The organism is Ruegeria sp. BB6 (assembly GCF_056539385.1).
Genome location: NZ_JBQFUW010000005.1, coordinates 181,337 through 207,548, shown reverse-complemented (window position 1 = coordinate 207,548; position 26,212 = coordinate 181,337). Strand labels below are relative to the sequence as shown.

26 protein-coding genes are annotated in these 26,212 nt (G+C 58.9%); 16 read left to right on the top strand and 10 right to left on the bottom strand.

Annotation, left to right across the window (positions count from 1 at the left end; all coding sequences use genetic code 11):
* Nucleotides 1-25: 25 nt before the first annotated feature.
* Nucleotides 26-397: a YraN family protein gene (locus tag ACR0B7_RS13695; protein WP_170387578.1), complete on the bottom strand. Its 372-nt coding sequence runs from the start codon at nucleotides 395-397 to the stop codon at nucleotides 26-28.
* A gap of 1 nt (nucleotide 398) precedes the next feature.
* Nucleotides 399-1,256 (bottom strand): 16S rRNA (cytidine(1402)-2'-O)-methyltransferase, encoded by an 858-nt coding sequence (gene rsmI, locus ACR0B7_RS13690; protein ID WP_170485015.1) that lies wholly within the window; start codon nucleotides 1,254-1,256, stop codon nucleotides 399-401.
* 88 nt (nucleotides 1,257-1,344) lie between these two features.
* Between rsmI and ACR0B7_RS13685 the strand changes: the two genes are divergently transcribed.
* The 3 genes from ACR0B7_RS13685 to murJ are packed head-to-tail and all read left to right on the top strand — an operon-like array spanning nucleotide 1,345 to nucleotide 6,834.
* Complete coding sequence (locus ACR0B7_RS13685) at nucleotides 1,345-2,517, top strand: penicillin-binding protein activator (RefSeq protein WP_170485017.1); 1,173 nt, start codon at nucleotides 1,345-1,347, stop codon at nucleotides 2,515-2,517.
* Complete coding sequence (locus ACR0B7_RS13680) at nucleotides 2,477-5,296, top strand: [protein-PII] uridylyltransferase (protein WP_170485019.1); 2,820 nt, start codon at nucleotides 2,477-2,479, stop codon at nucleotides 5,294-5,296. The genes ACR0B7_RS13685 and ACR0B7_RS13680 overlap by 41 nt, the downstream gene beginning before the upstream one ends.
* Nucleotides 5,293-6,834, top strand: a complete 1,542-nt coding sequence (gene murJ / locus ACR0B7_RS13675; protein ID WP_170485021.1) for a murein biosynthesis integral membrane protein MurJ — start codon at nucleotides 5,293-5,295, stop codon at nucleotides 6,832-6,834. Before ACR0B7_RS13680 ends, murJ begins: the two co-directional genes overlap by 4 nt.
* Here the strand turns inward: murJ and ACR0B7_RS13670 are convergent, their stop codons facing one another.
* On the bottom strand, nucleotides 6,835-7,521 hold the full coding sequence (locus tag ACR0B7_RS13670; RefSeq protein ID WP_170485023.1) for a rhomboid family intramembrane serine protease: 687 nt from the start codon (nucleotides 7,519-7,521) through the stop codon (nucleotides 6,835-6,837).
* Between the two features lie 86 nt (nucleotides 7,522-7,607).
* On the opposite strand from ACR0B7_RS13670, the gene trpS reads away from it, so the two are divergent.
* The 13 genes from trpS (at nucleotide 7,608) to ACR0B7_RS13605 (ending at nucleotide 19,162) form a co-directional block, all read left to right on the top strand.
* Complete coding sequence (gene trpS / locus ACR0B7_RS13665) at nucleotides 7,608-8,636, top strand: tryptophan--tRNA ligase (RefSeq protein ID WP_170485025.1); 1,029 nt, start codon at nucleotides 7,608-7,610, stop codon at nucleotides 8,634-8,636.
* A gap of 58 nt (nucleotides 8,637-8,694) precedes the next feature.
* Entirely contained in the window at nucleotides 8,695-9,558 is an 864-nt protein-coding gene (locus ACR0B7_RS13660; protein ID WP_170387564.1) for a branched-chain amino acid aminotransferase, read from the top strand.
* Nucleotides 9,559-9,617: 59 nt separating this feature from the next.
* Complete coding sequence (locus ACR0B7_RS13655) at nucleotides 9,618-10,073, top strand: universal stress protein (RefSeq protein ID WP_170387562.1); 456 nt, start codon at nucleotides 9,618-9,620, stop codon at nucleotides 10,071-10,073.
* Nucleotides 10,074-10,082: 9 nt separating this feature from the next.
* Nucleotides 10,083-10,676, top strand: a complete 594-nt coding sequence (locus tag ACR0B7_RS13650; protein WP_170485027.1) for a 2-hydroxychromene-2-carboxylate isomerase — start codon at nucleotides 10,083-10,085, stop codon at nucleotides 10,674-10,676.
* 69 nt (nucleotides 10,677-10,745) lie between these two features.
* A complete protein-coding gene (locus tag ACR0B7_RS13645; RefSeq protein WP_170387558.1) occupies nucleotides 10,746-11,309 on the top strand; it encodes a NifU family protein in 564 nt (187 codons plus the stop codon).
* Complete coding sequence (tsaB, locus tag ACR0B7_RS13640) at nucleotides 11,299-11,886, top strand: tRNA (adenosine(37)-N6)-threonylcarbamoyltransferase complex dimerization subunit type 1 TsaB (protein ID WP_170485029.1); 588 nt, start codon at nucleotides 11,299-11,301, stop codon at nucleotides 11,884-11,886. The genes ACR0B7_RS13645 and tsaB overlap by 11 nt, the downstream gene beginning before the upstream one ends.
* Nucleotides 11,883-12,296: a GNAT family N-acetyltransferase gene (locus ACR0B7_RS13635; RefSeq protein ID WP_170485031.1), complete on the top strand. Its 414-nt coding sequence runs from the start codon at nucleotides 11,883-11,885 to the stop codon at nucleotides 12,294-12,296. The genes tsaB and ACR0B7_RS13635 overlap by 4 nt, the downstream gene beginning before the upstream one ends.
* A 160-nt stretch (nucleotides 12,297-12,456) precedes the next feature.
* Complete coding sequence (locus ACR0B7_RS13630) at nucleotides 12,457-13,455, top strand: BMP family ABC transporter substrate-binding protein (RefSeq protein ID WP_170414874.1); 999 nt, start codon at nucleotides 12,457-12,459, stop codon at nucleotides 13,453-13,455.
* 84 nt (nucleotides 13,456-13,539) lie between these two features.
* Nucleotides 13,540-15,069: an ABC transporter ATP-binding protein gene (locus ACR0B7_RS13625; protein WP_170485033.1), complete on the top strand. Its 1,530-nt coding sequence runs from the start codon at nucleotides 13,540-13,542 to the stop codon at nucleotides 15,067-15,069.
* A gap of 1 nt (nucleotide 15,070) precedes the next feature.
* Nucleotides 15,071-16,165, top strand: coding sequence for an ABC transporter permease (locus ACR0B7_RS13620; protein ID WP_170387548.1), 1,095 nt, complete (start codon nucleotides 15,071-15,073; stop codon nucleotides 16,163-16,165).
* On the top strand, nucleotides 16,165-17,133 hold the full coding sequence (locus ACR0B7_RS13615; protein ID WP_170387546.1) for an ABC transporter permease: 969 nt from the start codon (nucleotides 16,165-16,167) through the stop codon (nucleotides 17,131-17,133). Before ACR0B7_RS13620 ends, ACR0B7_RS13615 begins: the two co-directional genes overlap by 1 nt.
* Nucleotides 17,134-17,471: 338 nt before the next feature.
* Nucleotides 17,472-18,392: a sulfite exporter TauE/SafE family protein gene (locus ACR0B7_RS13610; protein WP_170576815.1), complete on the top strand. Its 921-nt coding sequence runs from the start codon at nucleotides 17,472-17,474 to the stop codon at nucleotides 18,390-18,392.
* Nucleotides 18,393-18,394: 2 nt separating this feature from the next.
* Nucleotides 18,395-19,162, top strand: coding sequence for a TIGR02186 family protein (locus ACR0B7_RS13605; RefSeq protein WP_170485035.1), 768 nt, complete (start codon nucleotides 18,395-18,397; stop codon nucleotides 19,160-19,162).
* A 3-nt stretch (nucleotides 19,163-19,165) separates the two neighbouring features.
* Here ACR0B7_RS13605 and ACR0B7_RS13600 read toward each other — a convergent pair whose 3' ends face one another.
* The 7 genes from ACR0B7_RS13600 to ACR0B7_RS13570 all read right to left on the bottom strand — a co-directional run bounded on the left by ACR0B7_RS13600 (nucleotide 19,166) and on the right by ACR0B7_RS13570 (nucleotide 26,077).
* Nucleotides 19,166-19,894 carry an SDR family oxidoreductase gene (locus tag ACR0B7_RS13600; RefSeq protein WP_170576814.1) on the bottom strand — a complete coding sequence of 243 codons (729 nt, stop codon included), beginning with the start codon at nucleotides 19,892-19,894 and terminating at the stop codon, nucleotides 19,166-19,168.
* Nucleotides 19,891-21,423, bottom strand: coding sequence for an AAA family ATPase (locus ACR0B7_RS13595; RefSeq protein ID WP_170485040.1), 1,533 nt, complete (start codon nucleotides 21,421-21,423; stop codon nucleotides 19,891-19,893). The genes ACR0B7_RS13600 and ACR0B7_RS13595 overlap by 4 nt, the downstream gene beginning before the upstream one ends.
* 61 nt (nucleotides 21,424-21,484) lie before the next feature.
* Nucleotides 21,485-22,123, bottom strand: a complete 639-nt coding sequence (locus tag ACR0B7_RS13590) for an acyl-homoserine-lactone synthase (protein WP_170576813.1) — start codon at nucleotides 22,121-22,123, stop codon at nucleotides 21,485-21,487.
* Nucleotides 22,124-22,206: 83 nt separating this feature from the next.
* On the bottom strand, nucleotides 22,207-22,926 hold the full coding sequence (locus ACR0B7_RS13585) for a LuxR family transcriptional regulator (protein WP_170485045.1): 720 nt from the start codon (nucleotides 22,924-22,926) through the stop codon (nucleotides 22,207-22,209).
* Nucleotides 22,865-23,083: a hypothetical protein gene (locus tag ACR0B7_RS13580; RefSeq protein WP_170484878.1), complete on the bottom strand. Its 219-nt coding sequence runs from the start codon at nucleotides 23,081-23,083 to the stop codon at nucleotides 22,865-22,867. The genes ACR0B7_RS13585 and ACR0B7_RS13580 overlap by 62 nt, the downstream gene beginning before the upstream one ends.
* Nucleotides 23,084-23,289: 206 nt before the next feature.
* Nucleotides 23,290-24,576, bottom strand: a complete 1,287-nt coding sequence (gene ccrA / locus ACR0B7_RS13575; protein WP_170576812.1) for a crotonyl-CoA carboxylase/reductase — start codon at nucleotides 24,574-24,576, stop codon at nucleotides 23,290-23,292.
* A 112-nt stretch (nucleotides 24,577-24,688) separates the two neighbouring features.
* Nucleotides 24,689-26,077, bottom strand: coding sequence for a 1-acyl-sn-glycerol-3-phosphate acyltransferase (locus ACR0B7_RS13570; protein ID WP_170576811.1), 1,389 nt, complete (start codon nucleotides 26,075-26,077; stop codon nucleotides 24,689-24,691).
* Between the last annotated feature and the right edge of the window lie 135 nt (nucleotides 26,078-26,212).

The window sequence follows — 26,212 nt, the reverse complement described above, 5'->3', positions numbered from 1 at the left end:
AGCGCGGCCAAGGGTGCAATGGGCATCAAGCCTGATCAAATGCGTTTTCGATGATTTGAACCGCGCCCAAAGCGTCCACCAGCGCCGCGTCGAACCGAACGTTGGTGAGTTGCCCACCCGGTTCATTTTCAAGATATTGCGCGGCCGACGCGCATATGCGGTTCATTTGACGGCGGTTGATCCGTGCTGCGGCCATATCGAAGGTTTGGCTTTTCTTGACCTCGACAAAAACCAGCCCTTCGGCATCTCTGGCGATCAAGTCGATCTCACCACCCGCACCTCTCCACCGGCGATGCAGGATGGTAAACCCGCGGCGCTCATAATCTGAGGCCACCCGTAATTCCGCAGCCTGCCCCGCATGAAAAGACACAGAGCTTTGCACGGATCGCCTGGACATTTCATCCCTTTCCCAACTTCAGTGCCTTCTGGTAGATCGGTCGGCGCGGCAGCTTGTACATTTCAGATACAAGGTCGGCAGCATCGCGCACCGAATGTGTCTCCAAGGCACGTTTCAATGCCTCTTCTACGTCAGATTCGTTAACAGTTTCCGAATGACTGCGATCCACCAGCAGAACGATTTCGCCTTTGACGGTTTGCCCTGCGATCTCGGCCGAAAGCGCGCCCAGCGTGCCGCGCCGAACCTCCTCGAACTTCTTGGTTAGCTCGCGGCACATTGCGGCCTGCCTGTCCCCCCCTAGAACTTCGGCCAGATCCGCCAGACACGCGGCGACACGTTTGGGCGATTCGTAGAACACAAGCGTTCCGGGTACATCCCTCAATGCTTCGATCCGAGTCCGACGCGCCCCGGACGCATTCGGCAGAAATCCCGCAAAAAAGAACGCATCTGTTGGCAAGCCTGCAAGGGTCAGGGCCATCAACGCAGCCGATGGCCCCGGAGCGCAGGTCACCATGTGGCCTGCCTCGGCCGCCTGTTTTCCCAGGTCATAGCCCGGATCGGCAATCAGCGGCATTCCGGCCTCGGACGCGTAAACCACTGACTGACCATCCTGCAACGCATCCAGTATCTTGCCGCGAGCACCTGCGCCGCTGTGATCGTGATAGGCCAGTATGCGCCGCCCGTCCAAGGGAACTCCGTGGATCTCCATCAGCCGCCGCAGACTGCGGGTATCCTCGGCCGCGATCATGTCAGCCGAAGCCAGCAGGTCCAACGCCCTGAGCGTAATATCGCGCGCCGTTCCGATCGGAGTGGCAACAAAATACAGGCCCGCGCCCAATCTGACTTTTTGATGATTCAAAGCTGGACCCTCACAGCGTGACGTTTATTATCGCGACCCAACAGACTTGCGGTACCCCAAGCCGCCGGGACAGGGAGTTTTCATTTAGATGTTTATCGTTTGCAAGCCCGTTCGCAAACTGGCGAAATCAGCCGTCGTATTGGCAACCGCAGCGTTTCTGGCTGCCTGTGAACCAGGCAACCTAGGCGGAGGTCCATCAATCAATACATCCGCGCCCGTTCCCGTCGCCCTTCTGGTGCCCGCAGGTTCGCCTCAGTCTGGTGATGCAGCCTTGGCGCGCAGCCTTGAAAACGCCGCACGCCTTGCAATGGCCGACCTGCAAAACGTGACCATTGATCTGCGGGTCTATGACACGCAAGGCAGCTCCAACACCGCCGCCGAGGTCGCCCAGCGCGCCGTTGCAGACGGGGCGAAAATCATCCTTGGCCCCGTTTACGCGCAGGCGGCAAATTCTGCCGGGCTTGCCGTGTTGAGCAACAACGTCAACGTGCTGTCATTCTCGAACAACACCAGCATCGCGGGTGGGAATGTATTTGTGCTTGGGCCGACTTTTGACAACACGGCCAACAGGCTGGTCAATTTCGCCGGGTCTCAGGGCAAAACCGGCACCGTGATTGTTCACAGCACGGATGCTGCCGGGCAGCTTGGGCAATCCGCGATCGCAAACGCGCTGAGCAGCAGCCGCGTGAACAATGCCGGAACGGTCGCCTATGACCGCTCGCAGCAGGGTGTCATCAACTCGGTGCCCACGATCAAGGCAACTGTGGATGCGGCGGGCGCTGATTCGATCTTTCTGACCGCGACCACTGCGGGGGCACTGCCGCTGTACTCGCAATTGCTGCCCGAGGCAGGCATTTCACCTGCAACCACACAGTTTATTGGCCTGACACGCTGGGATATCCCGTCCCAAACGCTGGAATTGCCGGGCGTGCAAGGTGGCTGGTTCGCCCTTCCCGACCCGTCCAAGTCGCAAGCCTATCGCCAGCGCTACAACAACACCTATGGCGAAGCCCCCCATCCGATCAGCGGCCTTGCCTATGACGGTATCGCGGCCATTGCCGCTTTGGTCAGCCAAGGCAAATCGGATGCGTTGACGGCGTCAGCGCTTACACAAAATGCCGGATTCCAGGGCGTCGGCGGGATCTTCCGCCTGCGCTCGAACGGTACGAACGAACGCGGTCTGGCTGTCGCCACGATCCAGAATAAACAGGTAGTAGTGATTGACCCTGCCCCACAAAGCTTCTCTGGCGCCGGTTTCTGACCGACCGGCCCTGACCCTCGTCCCGCGTGGCGAGCTGATTTGCCCGGCTGAAAAAATTTTCGACAGCGCCAATGTCATGGCGCAACTGTCGGAAGCCTTTGATAAGACCGAAGACAATACCGCACGGCGCAGCGAAACCGTGCGAATTCTTCGTGATGCCCAGAAATCAGGGCGTCAGGCCATAGCCGATGCCTTTGCGCGGCGCCCCTTCGATGCCAGACCGCTGACGCGATCATATACGTATCTGACCGACGGCCTGGTCTGCACCGCGATGCAGGTCGCCAGCCAGGATCTGCATCCACTTGCCACGCCAACCAAGAGCGAAAAGATCTCGGTTCTTGCGGTCGGCGGGTACGGTCGTGGAGAAATGGCACCTGCGTCCGATGTCGATCTGTTGTTCCTGACGCCCTACAAAATCACCGCATGGGCCGAGAGCGTGATTGAATCCATGCTCTACATCCTGTGGGATTTGCGGCTGAAGGTCGGACATTCCTCGCGCACGATCAAGGACTGCCTGCGGCTGGGCGCCGAGGATTTCACCATTCGCACAGCCATGTTGGAGCAACGGTATCTGGCCGGTGACTCTGCCTTGGGCGAAGAACTGAAAAAGCGCCTGCGCGAAGACTTGTTCAAGGGCAGCGAGCGTCAGTTCATCGAAGCCAAGCTGCAGGAACGCGACGAGCGGCACAAAAAGCAGGGCCAGCGCTATATGGTCGAGCCCAACGTCAAAGAAGGCAAAGGCGGCCTGCGCGACCTGCAGTCGCTCTATTGGATCGCGAAGTATGTGTATGACGTGCAGGATTTCGACCACTTTGCGCCGTTGGGATTGATCACTGACGAAGAATTCAAAACCTTCGCGCAGGCGGAAGAATTCCTTTGGGCCGTTCGGTCCCACCTGCATTTGGTGACAGGCCGGGCAACCGAACAGCTGACTTTCGACCTGCAGGTCGAGGTCGCCGAGCGCATGGGCTATGAGGACCGCGCCGGTCGCCGTGCGGTCGAAGTATTCATGCAGCGCTATTTCCGCGAAGCCACGCGCGTGGGTGAGTTGACCCGCATTTTCCTGACCAAGCTGGAAGCCTCGCATATGAAGGGCGCTGCCTTGCTCGAGCGCATCTTTCGCAGGCGTCCCCGCGTCAAACCCGGCTACAGGGTCGTTCACGGCAGGCTGGATGTTGCTGACGCCAACACGTTTTTGTCGGACAAGCTGAACCTGTTGCGCCTGTTTGAAGAAGGGTTGCGCACCGGAATGCTGATCCACCCTGACGCGATGCGACTGGTCAGCGCCAACCTGCATCTGATCGACGAGGACATGCGCGAAAACAAGGAAGCACAGCGCATTTTCCTCGACCTGATGCTGAAACATGGCAACCCGGAACGGGCCTTGCGACGCATGAACGAATTGGGCGTCCTGTCCGCCTTCCTGCCCGAGTTCGAGCACATCGTGGCAATGATGCAGTTCAATATGTATCACAGCTATACGGTGGACGAGCACACCATTCAGTGCATCGTCAATCTGGCTCAGATCGAACGCGGTGAATTGGTGGAATCCCTGCCTTTGGCCTCGTCGATCCTGAAGGGCGGAGTGAACCGCAAGGTGCTGTACGTTGCACTGCTGTTGCACGACATCGCCAAGGGCCGACCAGAGGATCACTCGATTCTGGGGGCGCAGATCGCTCGTAAGGTTGCACCGCGATTGGGACTGAACAAAAAGGATTCGGAAACGGTCGAATGGCTTGTCCGGTATCACCTTCTGATGTCGGACATGGCCCAGAAACGCGATATTTCCGACCCGCGCACAGTCCGCGATTTCGCCAAGGCCGTGAAGACGGTCAAGCGGCTGGACCTGCTTACGGTTCTGACCGTTTGCGACATTCGCGGCGTCGGACCCCACACGTGGAACAACTGGAAAGCCACCCTGCTGCGCGCCCTTCATGCCGAAACAAAGCGCGCACTTGAGACCGGGATGGAAGACCTCAACCGTGCCAATCGCGGGGCCGGGGCCAAAAAAGCGTTGCGCACGGAATTGGCCGATTGGTCCAAGACCGATCTGAAAACGGAAACCGCCCGCCACTATGACCCCTATTGGCAAGGTCTGAACCTGTCGACCCACGTCGAGTTTGCAGAGATGTTGCTCGAGCTGGACCGCAGCGGCGATCCGGGAGGAATGGAAATCCGTCTACACCCGGACGAGGACCGCGACGCGACCCGCGCGTGCTTTGCCATGGGCGACCACCCCGGCATCTTTGCGCGTATCGCTGGGGCACTGGCTCTGGTCGGGGCCAACGTGGTGGATGCCCGCAGCTATACCACCAAGGACGGGTACGTCACTGATGCGTTCTGGATTCAGGATTCTGATGGCCGCCCGTTCGAGGCCAGCCGATTGCCGCGCCTGACGCAGATGATCCACAAAACGCTCAAGGGTGAAGTGGTCGCACGGGATGCCCTGAAAACCCGCGACAAGATCAAGAAACGCGAACGCGCGTTCAACGTGCCCACTCATATCATCTTCGACAATGACGGGTCCGAGATTTACACCATCATCGAAGTTGATACCCGCGACCGCCCCGGCCTGCTGTATGATCTGGCCCGCACACTGGCCGCCGCCAATGTTTATGTGGCAAATGCCGTGATCGCGACCTATGGCGAGCAGGTGGTCGATACCTTCTATGTCAAAGACATGTTCGGGCTGAAATACCACTCGGAAGGCAAGCAGCGCACGCTGGAGACCAAGCTGCGCAAAGCCATTACCGAGGGCGCCGAGCGCGCTGCCTCATGAAGCAGATCCGGCTGTTTTCGGGCCTGTTCACGGTCGGGTTCTGGACTCTGGCCAGCCGGATACTGGGGTTCCTGCGTGAAATTCTGCTCACGGCCTATATTGGGCCGGGACCAGTGATGGACGCGTTTGTCGCCGCCTTTCGCCTGCCAAACATGTTCCGCCGCTTTTTCGCCGAGGGTGCGTTCAACGCAGCTTTTGTGCCGATGTTCTCGAAACGGCTGGAAGGCGACGAGGACGCGCAGGGCTTTGCGCAGGACGCCTTCAACCTGCTGGCTGTTGCGGTGCTGGCACTGGTCGGGCTTGCCATGGTTTTCATGCCCGCTCTGGTCTGGGTCACGGCCGAGGGGTTCTATGGGGATGAGCGGTTCGATCTTGCGGTCGACTACGGCTATGTCGTGTTCCCGTACATCCTGTTCATGTCGCTGGCCGCGTTGTTTTCGGGCGTTCTGAACGCCACCGGCCGGTTTGCGGCTGCGGCGGCCGCGCCGGTTCTTCTAAATGTCTTCGCCTGCACCGCCCTGATCGCGGGGGCCATATCCGGCGGGGAAGTGATCCGATGGCTGATCTCCGTAATCCCGCTGGCCGGTATCGCGCAACTCGCGTTGGTCTGGGTCGCGACCGAGCGTGCCGGAATCCGAATCCGCCCCGGCCTGCCCAAGCTCAGCCCCGAGATGCGGCGCATGGTGCGCATCGCCGTTCCCGCAGCGCTCGCCATGGGGGTGACGCAGGTCAATCTAGTGGTCGGCCAGCTTGTGGCGTCCAAGACGGAAAAGGCCGTTAGCTGGCTGTTTGCAGCCGATCGCCTGTACCAACTGCCCTTGGGTGTCGTCGGCATCGCTGTTGGCATTGTCCTACTGCCTGACCTGTCGCGACGCCTGCGCGCCGACGACAAGGACGGCGCGCGCAACGCTTTCTCGCGCGCGGGAGAGTTTACGCTGCTGCTGACGATCCCTTCGACCGTGGCCTTTGTGATCATTCCGAACCCGTTGGTCTCGGTCCTGTTTGAACGGGGGCAGTTCAGCGCCGAGGACACGGCAGCGACGGCGCTTGCTGTCGCGATTTACGGAATTGGATTGCCCGCCTTCATGCTGCAAAAGCTGCTGCAACCCTTGTTCTTTGCGCGCGAGGATACCCGGTCACCCTTTCACTATGCGGTGGTCGCCATGATCATCAACGCTGGGCTGGCCTTTGGGCTGTATCCGGTGGTGGGGTGGATTGCGCCTGCGATCGCGGCCTCGGCCGCAGGCTGGGCCATGGTCGGGCTGCTGATCATCGGGGCACGGCGCATGGGGGAAGAAGCCCGGTTTGACGCCCGCTTCAAACATCGCGCGTGGCGCATCATGGCGGCGTCTGCCGGGATGGGCGTTGTTCTTATCGCCGCCATTCACCTGTTCGGCTGGGCGTTCCACGTACCCGGTTGGCGGTATCTTGCGTTGATGCTGCTGATCTTGGTTGCCGCCGTTACGTATTTCCTTCTTGGCCACCTGATAGGGGCCTTCAAGGTGTCCGAGTTCAAGACGGCTCTGCGCCGGTCATGATCAATCCCGGCGGATACGGCCCACGATCCGCGCCCAGCCGCCCGGAGCCAGAAAGAACGACAGGCCAAAACCGGTGGCAAACCCACCCAGATCAGCGACCCAATCCAGCGTCCCGCCGAAAAGAAGACCAAACAGCAGCTGGATGCCCATCAATACCGCAATCAGGCTGAAAGCGCGCGACTGGTTCTCTCCGACCAGCGACAGCTTTCGCCACAGAATCCACGTGAACGCTCCGATCAGGCCGTAGACCGGAGGGAAACCTCCGACCAGCGGGTATTGCGGATCAAGCGGCACAGCATAGATCAACGCGCCGCCGATGCCGGACAGCACAAAGATCACCAGCATCTGCAGGCCGCCAAACACTTCGGCCACCATCTTTCCCATGGCCAGCACGAAGACACAGACAAACACGGCCTGCGTGAAATTGGCCGACACGAAAGGATAGGTCACAAAACGGATCAAATGCTCGAATGGCCACCGGCCATTCTCAACCATCCAATCAAAGATGTCCGGCGAAAACGAATACTGCTGTAGCGCGTCCAGCCGCCAACCGACTGCAGTTGGCCCTCCGACCAGCCCGCGTGCGCCCAACGTGAAGATCAGCTCGATCCCGAAGATGAACAGAACCAACGCCACCACAACAGGCGGCAGAGGGTTCACGGCAGGTGTATAATGCTCACTGCTCATTGGGCTGGCCTTTCGCGGCTGTTGACGTCCCTTGGCCTCATGGGTAAGCGACGGGGGCTGATTTTTCCAGACGGGAGTTCCCTTCGATGACCGAAACCCAATTCACGCCGCGCGTGTTTTCCGGCATCCAGCCTTCGGGAAACCTGCACCTTGGTAATTACCTGGGTGCGCTCAAGCGTTTTGTCGATATGCAGGGCGAAGATTACGAGACCATCTATTGCATGGTCGACCTGCATGCGATCACCGTCTGGCAAGACCCCGCCCGTCTGCGCGAAAAAACCCGCGAGGTTTGCGCAGGCTTTATCGCCGCCGGGCTGGACCCCGAGAAATCCATCCTGTTCAACCAAAGCCAGGTGCCCGAGCACACGCAACTGGCGTGGATTTTCAACTGCATCGCCCGAATTGGCTGGATGCAGCGGATGACGCAGTTCAAGGACAAGGCGGGCAAGAATGCACAAAACGCCTCGCTTGGCTTGTTTGCATACCCAGCGCTGATGGCGGCGGATATTCTGACCTATCACGCGACGCATGTGCCCGTGGGCGAGGATCAGAAACAGCATCTGGAACTGACCCGAGACATCGCGATCAAGTTCAACCACGATTACGGCATCGAGTTCTTCCCGGTAACCGAACCTGTCATCGGCGGCCCAGCGCCGCGCGTGATGAACCTGCGGGACGGGTCGCGCAAGATGTCGTCGTCGGACCCGTCGGACATGACCCGGATCAACATGACCGATGACGCAGACGCCATTGCCAAGAAGATCCGCAAGGCCAAGACGGACCCGGATGCCCTTCCCTCGGAAGTTGACGGCCTGTCGGAACGGCCCGAGGCACGCAATCTGGTGAATATCTACGCGGCCCTCAGCGACCAGACGGCCGAGCAAGTGCTGGCCGAAGTGGGTGGCAAACAGTTTGGTGAGTTCAAACCGATGCTGGCGGAGCTGGCCGTATCGAAACTGGCCCCGATCTCGTCCGAGATGGCGCGTCTGATGGGCGAAGAGGCCGAGATTGATCGGATACTGGCCAATGGTGCCGAAAAAGCACGCGCGATTGCGGCCCCGATCCTGCAACAGACCTACGACATCGTGGGTATGGTCGGCGCAAAACAGGGCTGATTGCGCTGGACGTTGCCGCTACGTCTTCCTAGGTTTGCGCAAAGCTTAGGAGGGCGTCATGGCAGTCGGCAAAAACATCCGCACCTATTTTGAAGGTCAATGGCACGACGGGGATGCGCCGATCATGCGCGCAGCCGATCATGGTGCGTGGCTGGGGTCGTCTGTCTTTGACGGGGCGCGGTACTTCGATGGGCTGGCACCCGACCTAAAGGCGCATTGCGCCCGCGTTAACCGCTCGGCCGAGGCGTTGATGTTGACGCCGACGGTGACCACAGATCAGATGGTCGAAATCGTGCGCGAGGGTCTTGAAAGCTATGCGCCAGACTCTGCCGTCTATATCCGCCCGATGTATTGGGGCATCGACGGGGACGCGACCGCGATTGTGCCGCAGGAAAACAGCACCGGCTTTGCCATCTGCCTGGAAGAAATTCCGATGGCGCCCGAGACGGCCTCGGCCACGCTGGGATATACGCGCTTTCGCCGTCCGGTACTGGAATCGGCGGTGGTGAACGCCAAGGCGGGCTGTCTCTACCCCAACAATGCGCGGATGCTGCAAGAGGTCCGGTCCAAGGGCTTTGCAAATGCGCTGGTGGCCGACGCGCTTGGACATGTGGCAGAAACCGCCACTGCCAACATCTTCATGGTCCGTGATGGCGAGGTCTTTACGCCCACCCCCAACGGCACCTTCCTTGCCGGGATCACGCGTGCACGCCACATCGAAAACCTACGCGCCGACGGCGTGACCGTGCACGAATCCGTCCTGACCTTTGACGATTTCCATAAGGCCGATGAGGTCTTTATGACCGGCAACATGAGCAAGATTACTCCGGTCACGGCGCTGGAGGACACGCAGTATCAGGTCGGGCCCATCGCCCGGCGCGCGCGCGAGCTGTATTGGGATTGGGCGGCCAGCACGCGTTAGGCTTTGGTTGCCAGCACGCATCTGGTCGGGCATGATCGCCCAAATGAGTGAGGACACCCATGCGTAAGTTCCTGGTCGTACTGGATGATAGCCGCGAATGCCTGAACGCCATGCGGTTTGCGGCCATGCGTGCTGCCCATACCGGCGGCGGCGTGACGATCCTGTCGGTGATCCCGCCCGATGAGTTTAACCACTGGATCGGCGTGGCCGAGGTGATGCGCGAAGAAGCGCGGGAACGCATTCACGCCCATTACGAGGTTTTCGCCAAGTGGATGCGCGACAAACAGGGCGTCGATCCGGAACTGGCCATTCGCGAAGGCGAACCGGTGGCGCAGATCATAGAACACGTACAGTCCGACCCTGAGATCGGCGTGCTGGTGCTGGGGGCTGGGGTCGAAAAGAAAGGTCCCGGGCCGTTGGTGACTCAGCTCACCAAAAATTCGGGCAGCCTGCCCATTCCGATCACTATTGTTCCCGGTGATCTGAGCAAGGAAAAGCTGGAAGAAATCACCTGAGGAACGGCCATGCCGCGCAGCGTCCAGTTCTGGTTCGAGTTCGCCTCGACCTATTCTTATCTCAGCGCGATGCGCATTGAAGAAATTGCAGGCCGACACGGGGTTTCTGTCGAATGGCAGCCCTTTTTGCTCGGGCCGATTTTCGTGGCCCAGGGATGGAACGACTCTCCGTTTAACGTCTATCCGGCCAAAGGTCGTTACATGTGGCGTGACATGGAACGATTGACTGCGCAGCGGAACTTGCCCTTCCAAAGACCCGATCCATTTCCACAGAACGGCCTGAAAGCGGCACGGTTGGCGCTGGCTATCGAAGATCACGCAAAAAGGGCCGCATTCAGCCGTGCGGTCTATTCGGCAGAGTTTGCAAACGGGCAGAACATCGCGGACGACGCTGTTCTGCGTGCCTGTCTTGCTGAAACAGGATTGCCGCAGGATTTACTTGCCAAGACGCAGGACCCTTTGGTCAAGGCCGCGCTGAAGACACAGACCAAAGCAGCGCAGGACAACGGGCTGTTTGGCGCTCCTAGCTTTTTGGTGGGCGATGAGCTGTTCTGGGGGGACGACCGGCTTGAAGATGCGATCAAACTGGCGTCGGTAATTTAGAACGGTTCCAAATCTTGACTTCCCGGTCGCAGACCCGCATATCAGAGACAACTGAAACGGAGCTGCGCCATGTTCATCCAGACCGAATCCACGCCGAACCCTGCAACGCTGAAGTTCCTGCCCGGCCAAACCGTGCTGGAAATGGGAACTGCGGACTTTCCAACTGCGGAAGCGGCAGAAAAATCGCCTCTGGCGAGCCGGATATTCGGTGTAAACGGCGTAACCGGTGTATTTTTCGGCAACGATTTCGTGACGGTGACCAAATCGGACGATATCCAGTGGGATCACATCAAACCCGCGATTCTGGGCGCCGTGATGGAGCACTACCAGTCCGGGCAACCGGTTATGGGCGCGGATGCTAAGACGGAATCTGGCCATGCCGAGCACACAGGTGAAGACGCAGAAGTCGTAAATCAGATCAAGGACTTGCTGGACAGCCGCGTGCGTCCGGCGGTTGCGCAGGATGGTGGCGACATCACGTTTCACGGCTTTGACCGGGGCGTTGTCTATCTGCACATGCAGGGCGCGTGCGCAGGCTGCCCGTCATCGACCCTGACGCTCAAGATGGGCATCGAGAACCTGTTGCGCCACTACATCCCGGAAGTGACCGAGGTTCGACCCGTTGCCGTCTGAACCGGTCATTCTGGCATTTGACACATCGGCCGCGCATTGCGCGGCCGCTTTGTTGCAGGGCGATCAGATCATCGCTTCGCGTGTCGAAACCATGTCACGCGGTCAGGCCGAACGGCTGATGCCCATGCTTGAGGAAGTTCTGACCGAGACGGGGCACACCTGGCGCGACCTGTCGGCTATTGGGGTCGGGATCGGCCCTGGAAACTTCACCGGCATCCGCATCTCTGTCTCTGCCGCGCGGGGGCTGGCACTTGGTCTTGGTGTTCCCGCTGTTGGTGTGTCAGGTCTTGAGGCGTTGGCGGCATCTCACGAGGGCGCCTTGCCCGCGATCCGCGCGCCTCGGGGACAGGTCTATATTTCGCTGCTCGGAGCAGACCCTGAACTGGTTGCAATGGAATATGCAGAATCACTCGGCCCGCTCGTGTTCAATGACAACCCAGATGCGCAGGCCCGCGCCATTGCCAGCATCGCGGCGCAACGGTGGCAGAATGTGACCGAGCCTCCCGCTCCGCTCTATGTGCGGCCCGCTGACGCCGCGCCATCCAAGGACCGGCCGCCAATACTGCTGGACGAATGACCCCGGACGAGCTGGCAGAAACGCACGCTGCTTCCTTTACGCAGTCGCGCCCCTGGACCGCTGCGGAATTTGCCGACCTGCTGTCCAACCGATTTACGCATGCCATTGGCACCCCTCAATCTTTCGCCCTGTTTCAAGTCATCGCAGATGAGACCGAGCTGCTTACGATAGCGACCCATCCTTCGGCGCAAAGACAAGGTCTGGCAAAAAAACGAATGGCAGAGTGGCACGCAGAAGCCAAAAAATTGGGCGCAACCCGCGCGTTTTTGGAAGTTGCCGTGAACAACTATCCCGCCATCGCGTTGTACCTACAGATTGGCTACTGCAATTGTGGACTGCGCAAAGGGTACTATCAGCAGGAAAACAACAGAAAAATTGACGCCGCAGTTATGGAATTCGACCTGACTTGAGGCCGTGCCGCAATTTTCTTCGACCAGCTGGTCAAAAATCTGTTGACCCCGGCCATTGCAAACGGCCTTAATTCCTTCCATCACAAGAGTTATGCTCGCTCTGTAGTGGGTAAACGGGGCTGCAATGGCTCCGACCGACAATAACCAACGGGAGTATGAAATGAGCCTGATGAAATCCTTGATGGGTGCCGCCGCTGCTGTCGCGCTGACTGCGGGTGCTGCATTGGCTGAACCGGCCTTGATCTTTGATCTGGGTGGCAAGTTCGACAAGTCGTTCAACGAAGCCGCGCATAACGGTGCGCAGCGTTGGGCAGACAAAACCGGCGGCACGTACCGCGAGATTGAGCTTCAGTCCGAAGCACAGCGTGAACAAGCATTGCGCCGCTTTGCCGAAGCAGGCGCGAACCCGATCATCACAATGGGCTTTGCGATGGCCGACCCGCTTGCCGCTGTTGCTGGTGACTATCCCGACACCAAATTCGTCGCCGTAGACGTGAACTGGCTGGATGCACCCAATATCCGTCAGGTCAGCTTTGCTGAGCACGAGGGCTCGTATCTGGTTGGCATGATGGCGGCTATGGCGTCTCAGTCCGGCACCGTTGGGTTCATTGGCGGTATGGACATCCCGCTGATCCGTCACTTTGGCTGTGGGTATGCCCAGGGCGCCAAGGCCGTGAACCCTGACATCGAAGTTGTCGCCAACATGACCGGCACCACCCCTGCCGCATGGAACGACCCCGTAAAAGGTTCCGAGCTGACCAAGGCGCAGATCAGCCAGGGCGCTGACGTGATCTATGCGGCCGCAGGCGGCACCGGCGTTGGTGTTCTGCAGACCGCCGCCGACGAAGGCATCCTGTCGATCGGCGTGGACAGCAACCAGAACCACCTGCACCCGGGCAAAGTTCTGACTTCGATGCTGAAACGAGTGGACGTTGCGGTCTATGACGCGATGACCGCTGGCGAAGATGTTGAAACTGGCGTGTTCACCATGGGTCTGGCCGAAGATGGCGTCGGCGTTGCGATGGACGACAACAACAAGGAACTGGTTTCGCCCCAGATGGCCGACGCGGTTGAAGACGCGCGCAAAGGCATCATCGACGGAGACATCTCTGTCGTAAGCTACTACGAGAACGATAGCTGCCCGGCACTTCAGTTCTGATATCGCGTGGGGCGGGGGTTGCCTCCGCCTCACACCCACTCTGCCGCGATGTGTATGCGGCCCTTCGGCAACTGAGGACAAGACATGACCGTCCCCGCCATTGAGCTCAAAGGGATTTCCAAAGCCTTTGGGCCGGTTCAGGCCAACAAAGACATTTCCATTAGCGTAGCCCCCGGTACGATCCACGGAATCATCGGTGAAAACGGTGCGGGCAAATCCACGCTGATGAGCATCCTCTACGGCTTTTATAAAGCTGATAAGGGCGAGATTTGGATCAACGGTACCAAGACCGACATCCCAGACAGTCAGGCAGCAATAGCAGCCGGCATCGGGATGGTGTTCCAGCATTTCAAACTGGTCGAAAACTTCACTGTTCTGGAAAACATTGTTCTGGGGGCCGAGGATGGCGGGTTGTTGGCCCCGTCTCTATCAAAGGCGCGCAAGGAACTGAAAGCGCTGGAAGAGGAATATGAGCTGTTCGTGGACCCGGACAAACGCATCGACGAGATCGGTGTGGGGATGCAGCAGCGTGTTGAAATCCTAAAGGCGCTGTACCGCCGGGCCGAGATTCTGATCCTTGATGAGCCGACCGGCGTGCTGACACCTGCCGAAGCTGATCAGTTGTTCCGAATCCTTGATCGCCTGCGTGCAGAAGGCAAAACGATCATCCTGATCACCCACAAGCTGCGCGAGATCATGGAGGCCACCGACACTGTCTCCGTCATGCGGCGCGGCCAGATGACGGCCACGGTAAAGACGGCCGACACCAACCCGCAGGAACTGGCCGAGCTGATGGTGGGCCGCAAGGTTCTGCTGCAGGTCGACAAGGTGCCAGCTCAGCCGGGCAAACCCATCCTTGAGATTGAAAACCTGCAAGTCATTGATGAAGCAGGTGTCGAGCGTGTCAAAGGCATAAACCTGACTGTCCGCGCAGGCGAGATCGTGGGAATTGCCGGAGTTGCCGGAAACGGGCAGTCTGAATTGTTGGAAGTTCTGGGCGGAATGCGCTCTGGTCAAGGCTCGATCAAATTGAACGGCACGCCGCTTGCACTTAGCGGTGCAGGGTCAGATGGGCAGGCGCGGCGCGCGCAACACATCGCCCACGTGCCCGAAGACCGACAGCGCGAAGGTCTGATCATGGATTTCCACGCCTGGGAGAACGTGGCCTTCGGCTATCACCGGGACCCGGCCTATAAACGCGGGATCTTCATGGACAACGCTGCCCTGCGTGCTGATACCGAACGTAAGATCGAAACATTCGACGTCCGCCCGCCTGATGGCTGGCTGGCGGCCAAGAACTTCTCGGGCGGGAACCAGCAAAAGATCGTCGTCGCGCGCGAGATCGAGCGAAACCCCGATCTGCTGCTGGTCGGACAACCTACACGCGGCGTCGACATCGGCGCGATCGAGTTCATTCACAAACAGATCGTCGCCCTGCGCGATCAGGGCAAGGCGATCCTGCTGGTTTCGGTCGAGCTTGAGGAAATCTTTTCGCTATCCGACCGGATCGCCGTGATGTTCGATGGACATATCATGGGTGAGCGTCTGCCCCATGAAACAGATGAAAAAGAATTGGGCCTATTGATGGCCGGTGTTGCGGGAGAGGCCGCGTAAGATGGATAAAATGCCCAAATGGGCCGACGTCGTTCTGATCCCGCTGATCAGCCTGATGCTGGCCGCAATCCTGTCGGCGCTGGTTATTCTCGCCATCGGAGAAAACCCGGTCGAAGCGGTAAAGTTGATGGTGTCGGGTGCGCTTGGGTCTACTTACGGCTGGGGCTATACCCTCTACTATGCCACCAACTTCATGTTTACCGGCCTTGCCGTTGCCGTCGCCTTTCACGCGCGGATGTTCAACATCGGGGGCGAGGGGCAGGCCATGCTGGGCGGGCTGGGGGTTGCTCTGGTCTGTCTTTATGTCCCTTGGCCGCATTGGAGTATCGCGCTGCTGGCGGCCTGTGCTGCCTCGATGCTGTTTGGCGCTGCGTGGGCGGCGATTCCGGCTTATCTGCAGGCCAAGCGCGGCAGCCATATCGTGATCACCACGATCATGTTCAACTTTATCGCTGCGGCCCTTCTGAACTACATGCTTGTCAATGTGATGCGCCCCGAAGGGTCAATGGATCCAGCGACGGCGCGGTTTTCGGAAACGGTCCACCTACCCACGTTGCATGAGCTGCTGGCCCCGATCGGTATCAACTTTTCAAAAGCTGCACCGGCAAACATTTCCCTACTGGTTGCGATCTTTGCCTGCGTCGTGGTCTGGGCACTGATCTGGAGAACTCGTCTGGGGTATGAAATCCGCGCCTATGGCCACTCGGAAACCGGTGCGGTCTATGCCGGTATTTCACCGGTGCGCATTACCATCGTCGCCATGCTGATTTCCGGTGCCTTGGCCGGACTTATGGCGATCAACAACGTTATGGGCGAGGCCGAACGGCTGGTCCTCAACTCGACCGAGGGTGCCGGATTCATCGGTATCGCGGTGGCGCTGATGGGCAGGTCTCACCCGTTCGGCGTGTTCCTGGCCGCGATCCTGTTTGGATTTCTGTATCAGGGCGGGGCGGAATTGGCACTTTGGACGTCCATCCCGCGCGAACTGATCGTCGTTATTCAGGCGCTTGTGATCCTATTCACCGGAGCACTGGACAATATGGTGAGGATGCCGCTTGAAAAAGTGTTCCTGAGCCTGCGGAAAGGAGCAGAGTGATGGAATTCTTCGTGACGCTCGTCCAAATCCTGGACTCGACGATCCGCCTGGCGACACCGCTGTTGCTGGCCTGCCTTGCCGGGCTGTATTCCGAACGCGCTGGCATTTTCGATATCGGGCTTGAGGGCAAGATGCTGATGGCCGCGTTCTTCTCGGCAGCTCTGGCCGCCGTGACCGGTTCGGTCTGGCTGGGCTTGCTTGCTGGGATTGGCTCATCTCTGATCCTTTCCGGCCTTCATGGGCTGGCCTCGATCACGTTCCGAGGCAACCAATTGATCTCGGGGGTTGCCATCAACTTTCTTGCGGCGGGCATGACTGTACTGGTCGCGCAGAGTTGGTTCCAGCAAGGCGGCCGCACGCCATCCCTATTCGGCGGAGGTCGGTTCACCCCGATCAACTTCCCCTTTTCCGAGCAGCTTGCCGGGGTTCCCGTGATCGGACCGATCTATTCCGAACTGCTTTCAGGTCATTCAATCCTTGTCTATGTCGCCTTTCTCATGGTGCCTGCGACATGGTGGATTTTGTACCGCACCCGTTTCGGCTTGCGTCTGCGCGCCGTTGGTGAAAATCCCGCCGCCGTGGACACAGCCGGAGTTTCCGTCGTGGGCCTGCGTTATGCCGCCGTTGCGATCTGCGGCGTTCTGTGCGGCATTGCCGGTGCGTATCTGGCGACAGCCCTGCAAGCAGGGTTTGTCAAGGACATGACGGCCGGGCGCGGCTTCATCGCGCTGGCCGCGTTGATCTTTGCGAAATGGCGGCCGTGGCATGCAATGTGGGCCTGCCTGCTGTTTGGTCTTCTGCAAGCGGTCGCGCTGCGGTTCCAGAACATCGACCTGGGGGGTGTCGTTATCCCGGTTCAGGTCATGGACGCCCTGCCCTACATTCTGACGGTCGTTATTCTGGCCGGGTTCGTGGGCAAAGCTATCCCACCGCGCGCGGGCGGCGAGCCCTATGTGAAAGAGCGTTGATAAGTCCAGTTTCGGACACAGTTCAGTCCTGTTCGCTGCGTAGCGGCATGCAGAGTTGATTTTGCATGCCGCAAAGGTTCTAAAGAGGTATGCGTGTGTTTCCTGTGATAGCCGACCTCGAAGCAAGACTCGCCGGGGTGCCGGGCGCACTGGTACGTGTTTGGGTACAGGCAGCAGCGCGAATTCAAGCGCATCTCTCAGGCGCACCAACTGGGCACTCCACTTTTGGCCTGAGGGTCCGTGCAATCGCCCCTGCTTGCATTGACACGCGACCACATCCTATTTCGCCGGACCGTGTCGCGCTGCGCGATGCATCCAGCCTCAACCGTTAAAGTACTATGCAGATTTACCTTCCCATCGCCGAAGTCTCTGTAAACGCCTTTCTGCTGCTGGGGCTGGGCGGGATGGTTGGTATTCTTTCCGGTATGTTCGGGGTCGGTGGCGGGTTCCTCATGACACCGCTGCTATTCTTCATCGGCATCCCTCCGGCTGTGGCTGTGGCGACCGAGGCCAACCAGATCGTGGCGTCGTCCTTCTCTGGCGTTCTGGCGCATTTCCGACGAAAGACCGTCGACCTCAAGATGGGAACCGTTCTTCTTACGGGAGGATTGATAGGCGCGGCCCTTGGTGTGGTGGTATTCAACTACCTAAAAAGCCTTGGCCAGGTCGATTTGCTGGTCACAGTTTGCTATGTCGTCTTCCTTGGTGTTGTCGGCAGCCTAATGTTCATCGAAAGCCTCAACGCGCTGCGCAAGTCCAAGAAAGGGGGCAGCGCCCCTGCCCCACGGCGTCAGCGCGGTTGGGTTCACGCGATGCCGTTCAAAATGCGGTTCCGCACTTCGGGCCTGTATATCTCGGTTATCCCGCCCATGCTGGTCGGCTTGTGCGTCGGTGTTCTATCCGCGATCATGGGTGTTGGCGGCGGCTTCATCATGGTCCCCGCGATGATCTATCTGTTGGGGATGCCAACAAAGGTAGTGGTCGGAACGTCGCTGTTCCAGATCATCTTTGTGACAGGCTTTACCACCATGCTGCATGCGACCACCAACTATACGGTGGACATCGTACTGGCCGTTCTTCTTCTGGTCGGCGGAGTTGTCGGCGCGCAGATCGGAACGGTGATCGGAGCACGGATGCCTGCGGAACAGCTGCGCGTGCTTCTGGCGGCGCTGGTTCTGGTCGTTTGCGGCAAACTGGCCCTGGACTTGCTGATCGAACCCTCCGAGCTCTACTCGCTTGGCACTGAGGGGGGGCACTGATCATGCTGAAACGCCTGATCCTGCTTTTTGCGTTATGCGTCTCCCCTGCGCTTGCCGAAGATGAGCAGGTCGTGCTTGGCCTCAGCCATGATCGCGTGGCCATTACCGCCACATTTGATGGCTCGGAAATCCTGATCTTCGGCGCGGTCAAGCGTGAGACACCCATCCCCTCAGGCCCACCGCTGGAGGTGGTCGTGGCGGTCGCCGGCCCTTCAAGCCCCGTCATGGTCAGACGCAAGGAACGCAGGCTGGGGATTTGGGTAAACACCGACAGCGTCTTGGTTGATCTTGCGCCCAGTTTCTATGCCGTCGCCACCAGTGCCCCTTTTGACGACATCCTGTCCGACACCGAGGACCTGCGGTACAGAATTTCGATCGAGAGGGCTATCCGCTCGGTCGGCGCGGCAATGCATATACGCGGCGCGCAGGACTTTGCAGATGCCGTGGTCCGCATTCGCGAGGATGAGGGGCTCTATTCGATCCGTGAGGACACCGTCGCTGTGGATGAGCAGACCCTGTTTAGAACCTCGATCGCCATGCCTGCCGATCTGACCGAAGGCGACTATACCGCGCGTATCTTCCTGACCCGAGGCGGAGCGGTCGTATCTAGCTTTGAAACAACCATTGACGTCCGCAAGGTTGGACTAGAGCGTTTTCTCTATAACCTGTCCCGTCAGCAACCCGTCTGGTACGGGCTGATGTCTTTGGTGATCGCCATTGCTGCGGGCTGGGGTGCGTCCACCGCTTTCCGTTTGCTGCGTGAGAACTAACGGCTACCCGCGACCGATATAGGGCATGGTTGTCGCCATCACGGTCATGAACTGCACATTGGCCTCAGCTGGCAGGGACGCCATGTGAAACACGGACCGGGCCGCGTCCTCAACCGCCATGGTTGGATCGGGTTGCTCACCCGCCGCGATCGCATTGTCGACCAATCCCTGCACCATCTGCGTCCGCGCGTTGCCGATATCAATCTGACCGCAGGCGATCCCGAAATCGCGCCCGTCCAAAGACAGGCTGCGGGTCAGGCCGGTGATTGCATGTTTCGTCGCCGAATAGTGGACCGAGTTAGGGCGCGGCACGTGCGCTGCAATCGAACCGTTATTGATGATACGCCCACCCTGCGGCGATTGATGCCGCATGATCCGGAACGCTTCGCGTGCTGACAGGAACATCCCATTCAAGTTGACGTTGACGCTTTGGTACCAATCCGCCAGCGCGATTTCGTCAATCGTTCCGCCGGGCGCAGTTATTCCCGCGTTGTTGAACAGCACATCCAATCGTCCGGCTTTGTCCAGAAAGTGCTTGAACGCGCCCAAAACCGCCTCGGGCTCGGTCACATCCGCAGGTAAGGGAACAGCATTGGGTCGACCACTGGCCATCGCTGCCAAAGTGTCCCCGCTGCGCGCCAAAAGCCCTACTGTCCACCCCTCGTCCAGAAAAAGTTCGGCCGTCGCGCGCCCGATGCCCGCGCTGGCCCCTGTGACTATGATCGTCTTCATGTTTCTTCCGCCTCCAATGTCAGCGAGGCCGCCGGAACCGCACGCAGATCATCCACTCGCAGTGGGTAGGTGGGTTTGGCCAAGCGGTTGCGCACCACCCAGATCAACCTCTCCTGCGCGCGCGTGATGGCCACGTATGCCAGCCGCTTCCACAACGGTTGCCCAGCCTCTGTCCGCCCCATCCGGGCCGCTGCATAGATGTCCGGCGCAAAAACCTGAACCGTGTCCCACTGCGACCCCTGCGCCTTGTGGATCGTCACTGCCGCGCCGTGCAGAAAGGTTGCGCCCATTCGCGCGGCATATGGGATAAAGGGTTCTTCTTCATCCGGCATTTCGATTTTGACAATCGACGCGGCGCTGACCTGCGGGTCTTCGGCACCCATGACGTGCAACCGAGAAAACCCAGGCTTACGTCCCGGCCCAAGATAGATGACCTGCGCGCCTTTGATCAGCCCGCGCGCCTCAAGATCAAGACGCTTTTTGCGATGCTTCAAAGGCAGCTCGATCCCATCGCAGATCAGCGGCTCACCCTCCAGCAACTCGGTATCAGGTGCGCCGTGGACGTGCCTGAACGCTTGAATCAGACGGATACGGGTCGCATTGCGCCAGACCAGAACGGGGCTGCGGGCCATCAGATCGACCTCGACCCTTTGCCCCCAGACAACGCGCTCGTCCCGTTGTGCGGTCTGTTCGACCAGCCGTTCAAAATCCTCGAAACCCATCTGAGGGTCGGCCAACGCATGGGCGAGGTCCAGAATGGGATTGTCCGCAGTCTGTCTGTGTACCCGGTGCAAAATCTGCTTTCGCGGCTCAGGCAGCGCGTCGAACACCATGCTGCCGGATTGATTGACCGGGGCCAACTGTGCGGGATCACCGAATAACAGCAGAGTGGGGAAAATCTCCTGCAGGTCCTCAAACTGGCGGTCATCCAGCATCGAGGCTTCGTCCACGAACCCGATATCAAGCGGCTCATCCCGGCGTTTCCAGCCCGTAATGAAATCCGAGCCGCGCAACCCCGCGGCCGCCAAAGCGCCGGGGATGGATTTGTTGTTCTGGTAGAACGCAGCCGCGCGGTCCAGCGCTTCGTCGGTCAGCCCTTCGATCTCGGGCCGTTCATCATTGCCCGCCAGCCATTCGGCAATGCGTTCGTATTCGGGGTCATAGACCGGCGTATATAGGATACGATGGATCGTCGTCGCAGGCACCCCGCGCAGGCGCAACACGCTTGCTGCCTTGTTGGTCGGCGCGAGGATGGCCAAGCTGCGCTTTTCGCGCGCTTTGCGACTTTCAAAGTCACCCGAGACGATCTGAACACCCGTTTCAGCAAGAGCCTTGTAAAGCTCTGCTAGCAATAGGGTTTTCCCAGACCCTGCCTTGCCGATGACCGCCATGACACCGGATTTTCCGCTGCCGGGCAGCTTCAACAGGGCGTCGTCATCCAGATCAACTCCGGCGGATTTCAGCATCTCGGCGATGCTGTCATAGGCGGCGGCCTGATCGTCAGAGAAGGTCACGGGAGGCAAAGACATGGCGCGACCCTACAGGGCCACGCCAGCTATCACCAGATACGGAATTGCGTTTTCGCGCGCCTTAGGCGGACAAGGCAAACCGGTGTTGCCGCCCGGTCCCGAACGCGGTCTTGAACCACAAGCGGGACAACTCACGCGGGATGCCCGCGCGTTCCGCGACACGATAGCAGTCTTCGGAGGAATAGGGCCAAAGCCCGACCGAAATCTGGTCGCGACCCTTACCCTCGGACCCCAGCACGATCGGCGACGATCCGATGAGGCGATAGATCCGAATCATCCGCGCGTCGAAGACGCCCGCGATATGGGTCAGGCCGAACCCTTCCATGATTTCACCCCCGCTCAGCATGATTGCCCCAGCGGTGTGCGGGCTGGCCGTGCGGGACAGGCAAAAGCGGGTTACCTCCCAGATCAGGGGGCTGTTGACCGGCTCACCGCCTGTCAGGTGCCCGAAAACCTCATTCACCATGACGCGGCCCGTTGTTAGCAGGACACGCATGGACCCGCCGTGGCTGCCGTCCTCCTCCTCCCAGATGACGTAGAGCGGGTTCAGATCATCGTATTGATCCCGCTCCTCTCCGTTTTCATTAACGTGAACATCCCAGCCCAGCCGGGTTTTGAACTGATCCGCGCGGTCGCGGAACATCCCATCGGCCAGCTTCGGAAATTTATGCAATTCATCCGCAAACAAATAGCGCAACATGACTTTTTCCCCTTGTCGTCCTGTGCAGGAACGAAGGGGGTACAAAGCCGTAGTTAATTTCCCGTTCGAGGAGCGCCCGGCCGTTAAACCACTATTAATCCTCGGCTCAGAGCCGTGGCGATGGCGTGGGTGGTGTTCTGCGCCCCGAGCTTTGCGCGCGCGCTTTCGATGTAGACGCGCAGCGTATGCTCGGAAATTGACAGGGAATGCGCCACCTGCGCCCGGTTATAGCCCAGCGCCAGCAAGGTCATTGAATCGACTTCTCTTGGCGACAGTCCGCGCGGCGCATCCGGCTGCCTGTCACTTTCAAACTCCAGCGCTTTTCGATTGAAAAAATGTGCGATCAGGATCAGTTCGCGCCCGTGCGTTTCCATGAAGCCTTTCCAGGTTTCATCGTCGCAAGAGTGATTCACTGTAAACAAGGCGAATTGCCCGTTGGGGCCGCGGATCGGGATCGAATAGCCTTGGTTACCCACTCCGTGCTCCAAAGCATCCCTAAGAAAGTTCTTCGCAACCTTTCCCGACCAATCCAGTGTCTTCCAGTCGACGGGATGGAACCGTTGGAAGCACCCTAAAATCACGGGGTCAATTCGATGGTAGTTTTTCTCACGGTACCGTTCGGCCCAGGTATCAGGATAGGTTGTATAGCCGTATTGATCACCGGCACCGTCTACCCAATGATAAACGAGATGTTCGATCTGCAACCGGTCGCGCAGCCGAATGGCGACTTCGCCAAGTTCGTCAAGCGTGTTGGTGTTTTCCAAGTCCTCCAGAACCTGGCTCAAATCGAGTTGTATTCCCATCCGCGGGTGCCCGTGCCTCATACTTCGCGGACGCGATCTCGGCTGCGGCGATCAGTTTGGTGTCATCCAACTGTTCGGCAAGCGCGGTCAGGCCGTTCTCAACAACGAAGGCGTTGAGGTCCGACAACACGTCCAGTATCCACTCATTTTTCGCCATCCAAAGTCACTCCGAAACAGTTAACGAAGGGTTAATACAACTATAGCATGTGTTATATTTTTTGCCATATTCACCGGTTTCTACTCCCCTAAAATAGCGGGAGCCTCACCCGTAAGGCCCTGTAATCATTTCATATAGGCAAAAAAGAAAGCGCCCGCGAACCGGAAAGACGGTTCACGGGCGACGATGATTGGCTTGCAGAGTGTTTAGCCGCGCGCGTCCAGAACTTCTTCCAGGGTACGCATCCCTGTCCGAGGCGCCTGAACCAGAACCGACATGTTGCCTGGCTTATGCTCGTTCCGCATCATCTTCATGTGCGCTTCGGGCAGTTCATTCCACGAGAACACTTCGGACATGCAGGGGTCCAGACGACGCTCGACCATCAACTGGTTCGCAGCCGATGCCTGCTTTAGGTGCGCAAAGTGTGAACCCTGCAGGCGCTTCTGGTGCATCCACATGTAACGCACGTCGAAGGTCAGGTTATAGCCGGTGGTGCCGGCGCAGATCACAACCATACCGCCCTTTTTCACCACGAAGGTCGACACCGGGAAGGTGCTCTCACCGGGGTGTTCAAAGACCATGTCAACGTTCAAGCCTTTGCCGGTGATGTCCCAGATCGCCTTGCCGAACTTGCGGGCCTCTTTGAACCACTCGGCATATTCCGGCGTGTTCACCGTAGGAAGCTGACCCCAGCAGTTGAAGTCCTTGCGGTTCAGAACGCCCTTGGCGCCCAGACCCATCACAAAGTCACGCTTGCTCTCGTCCGAGATCACACCGATCGCATTCGCACCTGCGGTGTTGATCAGCTGGATCGCGTAAGAGCCCAGACCGCCCGAAGCACCCCAGACCAGAACATTCTGACCGGGCTTCAGGTCATGTGGCTCGTGCCCGAACAGCATCCGGTAGGCAGTGGCCAGCGTCAGCGTGTAGCAGGCGCTTTCTTCCCAAGTCAGGTGCTTAGGACGCGGCATCAACTGTTGTGCCTGCACGTTGGTGAATTGTGCAAACGATCCGTCCGGTGTCTCGTAACCCCAGATCCGCTGGCTGTCCGAATACATCGGATCGCCGCCGTTGCACGCTTCGTCGTCACCGTCATCCTGGTTGCAGTGGATTACGACCTCGTCGCCCACTTTCCAGCGCTTCACTTTGTCACCAACGGCCCAAACGATGCCCGATGCATCGGAACCGGCGATGTGGAAAGGTTGACCGTGGCCATCAAACGGGCTGATCGGCTTACCAAGCGACGCCCAGACGCCGTTGTAGTTCACACCGGCGGCCATCACCAGAACCAGCACCTCGTGGCTGTCCAGCTTGGGGACGTCGACCACTTCTAGCTGCATCGCCGTGTCCGGCTCGCCGTGGCGCTCTTTGCGGATCGCCCACGCATACATTTTCTTTGGAACAAACCCCATCGGAGGGATTTCGCCCATCTCATAGAGGTCTTTTTCCGGCGCGTCGTAGGACGCGATACCGCTGTCGGTGTCCAGAGCCATGTTGGCCTCCTTTGTTCTAATCATTCGCCGCGATGCAGAATCGCTTGCATTAAGTGATGAGATATTGGGCCTTGAGAAATATTGCAATAGATTTTGGGGTCATTTTGTAATTTTATGACCCAGCGGATGCAGAAATTCCCTTTGCACCCGCAGCATGCTTCGCATTTTCATTCAGCGGGGCCGAAGCCGCGTAGTATTCAAGAAGGTCAACACGTTGTCCTGATTGACAAATTTTTCCACTCTCGCGTTTCAAAATCCGACGCTCAACCAACTGGTCCAGCGCGGCCACGATTGAAGCCTGATCCAGAACGTCCAAAGTTCCGTCACGTCGCATAAGATCGGCAATCAGCGTCCGCGCCTCATCTTCCGGCATCCCTCCTTTCTCTCGGATCAGCCAGCAGGCAGCAGGAACTGGCACCAATGGAATCGCATCCCTGATCCGCGCCATAAGCTCTCGCGCCAGGTCTGTCGTCACATCCTTGTCCTTGTCCGCTTGAAACGCCTGTAGTGAGATCGGCTGCCCATATCGGACCGAGGCCACGCCGAATCGCTTGTAGCGACCGACCAGCTTTCGCCCGATCTGTTTGAGTATCCACATCGTGATCACTCCGATCCTGGCGCGGAAGCGTCGTTGATTGCCAAGCGCGGCCTTCGTCAGAATCGTATCTTCCAGCACGCGATCATAGTTCAAGGCAACTGGAACAAAGACGACATCCTTGCCTCCGGGCTTGATCCCGTCGATGAGGTATTTGAGCAAACCCAGTTTTGGCCTGCCCAAAGCACCGGTCAGGCTAAGCCCCCCTTCGGGAAACATCGCCTGTGTCACACCCGCCTCGGTCGCTTGCCGGACGTAGCAGGCAAGCACTTCTCGATACAGTTCGCTGCCTGATTTTCGGCGGATAAAGTAGGCACCCATTGCGCGAATGAGCCTGCTGAGCGGCCACACCCGCGCCCATTCACCCACCGCGTAGGACAGGGCCGATTGATGCGCCGCCAAATAGGTGACCAGAACGTAATCCATGTTACTGCGGTGATTCATGACAAAAACAACCGTCGCATCGGGATCAATATTCTTGACGGCTTCTTCGTCCTGATAACTAAGCCGCACGTCGTAAAACGCGTTGCTCAACATCCGAGCCAAACGGATTGCGACGCTAAAATAGGCAACGGCGGAAAACGATGGCACGATCTCGCGGGCATAGCGCCGGGCCTGCTCGAAGGACACCGCTTCGGGAACGCCGATTTCCCGCGCGCGATCCTGCACCGCCTTCCCGACCTGCGGGTCATAGATAAGACGCTGAATCCTGTCGTGCCGCTCGGCCAGCTTGAAGGGCTGGATCGGTCGCTGCAGGCGTTTGTTCAACCGCTTGACCGCACGCTCAAGTCGGCGACGAAAGAACCAGCGCACGGATGGGAACAGAAAATGCGAGGCCAGCGTGACCGCGGCAAACACCAGGATCAGCAAAAACAGCCAAAGCGGAAGTTCCACGGTCTGAGTCATGCGCGCACCCTGCCAGCAAACGTTGCGTCCTACAATCAGAAGAACCCTGAATGCCGCGACGCAGCGAATTGACATATCCCGAAAATTGCGCTTTAGAACCCATGAACGTAATTTTCTTACCCACCTGAGATATGA